4 protein-coding genes are annotated in these 4133 nt (G+C 67.5%); 3 read left to right on the forward strand and 1 reads right to left on the reverse strand.

The window, feature by feature from the left end; translation table 11 throughout:
• On the reverse strand, positions 1-1020 hold a 1020-nt coding region (gene recA, locus ACR2JA_RS15390), incomplete at its 3' end, for a recombinase RecA (protein WP_434009955.1).
• A 114-nt stretch (positions 1021-1134) separates the two neighbouring features.
• On the opposite strand from recA, the gene ACR2JA_RS15395 reads away from it, so the two are divergent.
• The 3 genes from ACR2JA_RS15395 (at position 1135) to ACR2JA_RS15405 (ending at position 4083) form a co-directional block, all read left to right on the forward strand.
• Positions 1135-1647 carry a MarR family winged helix-turn-helix transcriptional regulator gene (locus ACR2JA_RS15395; RefSeq protein WP_434009956.1) on the forward strand — a complete coding sequence of 171 codons (513 nt, stop codon included), beginning with the start codon at positions 1135-1137 and terminating at the stop codon, positions 1645-1647.
• A 165-nt stretch (positions 1648-1812) separates the two neighbouring features.
• On the forward strand, positions 1813-2481 hold the full coding sequence (locus ACR2JA_RS15400) for a response regulator (RefSeq protein ID WP_434009957.1): 669 nt from the start codon (positions 1813-1815) through the stop codon (positions 2479-2481).
• 132 nt (positions 2482-2613) lie between these two features.
• Entirely contained in the window at positions 2614-4083 is a 1470-nt protein-coding gene (locus ACR2JA_RS15405; protein WP_434009958.1) for a sensor histidine kinase N-terminal domain-containing protein, read from the forward strand.
• The last annotated feature ends 50 nt before the right edge of the window (positions 4084-4133 follow it).

Raw genomic sequence — 4133 nt, forward strand, 5'->3', positions numbered from 1 at the left:
CAGCGGCACGCCCAGCTCGGTGCGCACCTTGTTCTCGATCTCGACGCGCAACTCGGGGTTCTCTTTGAGGAACTCGCGCGCGTTGTCGCGGCCCTGGCCGATCTTCTCGCCGTTGTAGGCGTACCAGGCGCCGGACTTCTCGATCACGCGGTTGAGCACGCCCAGGTCAAGGATTTCACCTTCGCGGCTGATGCCTTCACCGAACAGGATGTCGAACTCGGCCGTCTTGAACGGCGGCGAGACCTTGTTCTTGACGACCTTGACCTTGGTTTCGTTGCCGATCGCGTCTTCGCCCTTCTTGATGGTGCCGGTGCGGCGGATGTCCAGGCGGACCGAGGCGTAGAACTTGAGCGCATTGCCGCCGGTGGTGGTTTCGGGGCTGCCGAACATCACGCCGATCTTCATGCGGATCTGGTTGATGAAGATGACCGTGCAGTTGGTTTTCTTGATGGTGGCGGTGAGCTTGCGCAGGGCCTGGCTCATCAGGCGGGCCTGCAGACCGGGCAACGAATCGCCCATCTCGCCTTCGATTTCGGCCTTGGGCGTGAGCGCCGCGACCGAGTCCACCACCACCAGGTCGACCGCGCCAGAGCGCACCAGCGAGTCCACGATCTCCAGCGCCTGTTCTCCGGTGTCGGGCTGGCTGATCAGCAGCTCCTGCAGGTTCACGCCCAGCTTCTGCGCATAAGCGGTGTCCAGCGCGTGTTCGGCGTCGACAAAGGCACAGGTACCGGCCAGGCGCTGCATTTCGGCGATGACCTGCAGGGTCAGCGTGGTCTTACCCGACGATTCCGGGCCGTAGATCTCGATCACCCGGCCGCGCGGCAGGCCGCCCACGCCCAGCGCGATGTCCAGCCCCAGCGAGCCGGTGGAGACGACCTGGATGTCCTCGATCACCTCGCCTTCGCCCAGCCGCATGATGGTGCCCTTGCCGAACTGCTTTTCGATCTGGGCCAGCGCGGCCTGCAAAGCCTTGGCTTTTTCGCTGTTGAGGGGGTTGTTCTTGACGGCGCTTTCCATGTGCAGTGCTCCTGTGGGTGTGAGTGGGTACTGGCTTTCAGACTGTGGGTTTGCGTACAGGCTGGATGCTTGAACAGGAGTTTATCGGCGAATACCCATCCAACAAGTCGTTTTATGGTCAGTTTGCCTTACCATTTCGGCGTGTCTGAAACACCTGCCCCATCCATCACCGACGACCGCTGGCGCGCCACCCACCTGGGCCGGCTGATGGGCCTGGCGCTGCGGCGGTTTGACGAACGCGTGCTGCACCTGATGGCACACCACCCGCAAGTGCCGCTGGCCCTGTCCCACCTGGCGGCACGCGACCAGGTCGGTGCGGCGCACATCCACATCACACGCCACCTGGCCCTGCAAGGCTCGCGCCTGACCGAACTGGCCGCCAGCGCAGGCATGAGCAAGCAGGCCATGGGCGACCTGGTGGCGCAATGCGAGGCCTGGGACCTGGTGCGGCGCGAGCCCGACCCGCTGGATGCTCGCGCGCGTCGTATCGTCTTCACCGCCACCGGCCTGCTGTGGCTGCAGGCCTTCCGCCAGGCCGTGGCCCAGGCCGAGGCCGAGTTCCGCGCGCAGGTGGGCAGCGACGTGGCCACCGTGGTCGCGCTGGGGCTGGAGGCCTACGGCGGATGAGCGCTGGCGGGGCCTGCGAGCGGGGGTTTCCCCCTGCGGCCAGCCCGCCAGAAGCGGTGGCCGGCGCCCTAAAATGAAACGCAGGTGCGCTCAGGCGCGCGCGCCATGCCAACCGCCACCCAGCCCCCAGAACACCGGCCCGACCGGCCGCCGAGGAGACACCCCATGCGCATCCTGATCGCCGAAGACGACCAAGTGCTGGCCGACGGCTTGCTGCGCAGCCTGCGCGCCGCCGGCGCCGCCGTGGACCACGTGGCCAGCGGCAGCGAGGCCGATGCCGCGCTGATGACCAACAACGAATTCGACCTGCTCATCCTCGACCTGGGCCTGCCCAAGATGCATGGGCTGGAGGTGCTCAAGCGGCTGCGCTCGCGCGGCTCCACGCTGCCGGTGCTGATCCTCACCGCCGCCGACAGCGTGGAAGAGCGCGTCAAGGGCCTGGACTATGGCGCCGACGACTACATGGCCAAGCCCTTCAGCCTGCAGGAACTCGAAGCGCGCGTGCGCGCCCTCACGCGCCGCGGCATGGGCGGCGCCACGTCCACCATCAAGCACGGCCCGCTGGTGTACGACCAGGCGGGACGCGTGGCCACCATCGACGGCAAGATGGTCGAACTCTCGGCGCGCGAACTGGGTTTGCTCGAAGTGCTGCTGCAGCGCGCCGGCCGCCTGGTGAGCAAGGACCAGCTGGTCGAGCGCCTGTGCGAGTGGGGCGAAGAGGTGAGCAACAACGCCATCGAGGTCTACATCCACCGCCTGCGCAAGAAGATCGAGAAGGGCCCGATCCGCATCGCCACCGTGCGCGGCCTGGGCTACTGCCTGGAGAAGATCTGACACCCCCCTGCGCCGCTCCGCGTCTTCCCCCCTCACGTTCCGGAGGGGGGACGCAGCCTGTGGCCCGGCGAAGCCGGTTCCACGGCTGCCCTCGACCCGACACTGCCACCTGAGCCGTGTTGGACCACCGCCATGGCTGAAGACAAACACGACCACGAGCGCATGTCTTTCGGGCTGTTCCAGCGGGAACAGCGCAGCCTGTTCGGCGAGATCCTGGACTGGATGCTCACGCCGCTGCTGCTGTTGTGGCCGCTGTCGCTGGCGCTGACCTGGTTCGTGGCGCAGGGCATCGCCACCAAACCGTTCGACCGCGCGCTCGAATTCAACCTGCAGGCGCTCACCCAGTTCGTGGTGGCCAAGGACAAGCGGGTGAGCTTCAACCTCACGCCGCAGGCGCGCGATCTGCTGCGCGCCGACGACAGCGACCTCGTCTACTACCAGGTGCTGGGCGTGCGCGGCGAGCTCATCAGTGGCGAAGGCGACTTCCCCCTGCCGCGTGAGAGCGAAACACCCGAACCCGGACAGGTCAAGCTGCGCGACGACGTGGTGCGCGGCGACGAGGTGCGCGTGGCCTACGTCTGGCTGCAGCGCGACACCGAACCCCGGCGCCTGGTGCTGATGCAGGTGGCCGAGACCAAGGGCAAGCGCTCGACGCTGGCGACCGAAATCATCAAGGGCGTGATGGTGCCGCAATTCGTCATCCTGCCCCTGGCCGTGCTGCTGGTGTGGATGGCGCTGGTGCGCGGCATCCGCCCGCTCAACGACCTGGAGCAGAAGATCCGCGCGCGCAAGCCCGACGACCTCAGCCCGATCGAAGAGTCCTACATCCCGCAGGAAGTGGCGCCCCTGGTGTCGTCGATCAACGACCTGCTGACGCGGCTGAAAACCTCGCTGTCCACGCAAAAGCGCTTCCTGGCCGACGCCGCGCACCAGCTCAAGACACCGCTGGCCGGGCTGCGCATGCAGGCCGAGCTGGCGCAGCGCGAGCACAACCCGCAGGAGATCCGCAGTTCGCTGCAGCAGATTGCCCACGCCAGCACGCGCGCCACCCACACCGTCAACCAGCTGCTGGCGCTGGCCCGCGCCGAAACCACCGGCCGCGCGCTGCCCAGCGCCCGCATCGACCTGGCCCGGCTGGTCATGGGCGTGGTGCGCGACTCCGTGCCGCGCGCGCTGGAACACGGCGTCGATCTCGGCTACGAAGGGCCCGAACAGCTGCCCGACGACTGCCTGATGGACGGCAACCCCACCCTGTTGCAGGAGATGACCCGCAACCTGGTGGACAACGCGATCAACTACACCGGACGCGGTGGCGTGGTCACGGCCCACGTGCTGTTCGACCGCTTCAGCGGCGTGCAGATCCTGCAGGTGGAAGACAACGGCCCCGGCATCCCCGAGAACGAGCGCGAGCTGGTGCTGCAACCCTTCTACCGCGCGCTGGGCACCAACGTCGACGGTTCGGGTCTGGGCCTGGCCATCGTGCACGAGATCGCGCAACAGCATGGCGCGGCGGTGTTGATGGAAGACGCCCACCCCGACACCTCCCCGCGCGGCCTGCGGGTGTCGATCCGGTTCGCGCCGCGCAAATCTGCGGGTGAATAAAAGGACCCCCACGCTCCGCCGCTGCGCGGGTCGCTGCCCCCCAGGGGGGC

This window comes from Hydrogenophaga sp. (assembly GCF_051007235.1).
In the GTDB taxonomy this organism is placed as follows: Bacteria; Pseudomonadota; Gammaproteobacteria; order Burkholderiales; family Burkholderiaceae_C; genus Hydrogenophaga.

Coding starts and splice junctions, on each gene's coding strand:
- ACR2JA_RS15405 (WP_434009958.1), top strand. CDS start 2,614: ATGGCTGAAGACAAACACGACCACGAGCGCATGTCTTTCGGGCTGTTC.
- ACR2JA_RS15395 (WP_434009956.1), top strand. CDS start 1,135: ATGGTCAGTTTGCCTTACCATTTCGGCGTGTCTGAAACACCTGCCCCA.
- ACR2JA_RS15400 (WP_434009957.1), top strand. CDS start 1,813: ATGCGCATCCTGATCGCCGAAGACGACCAAGTGCTGGCCGACGGCTTG.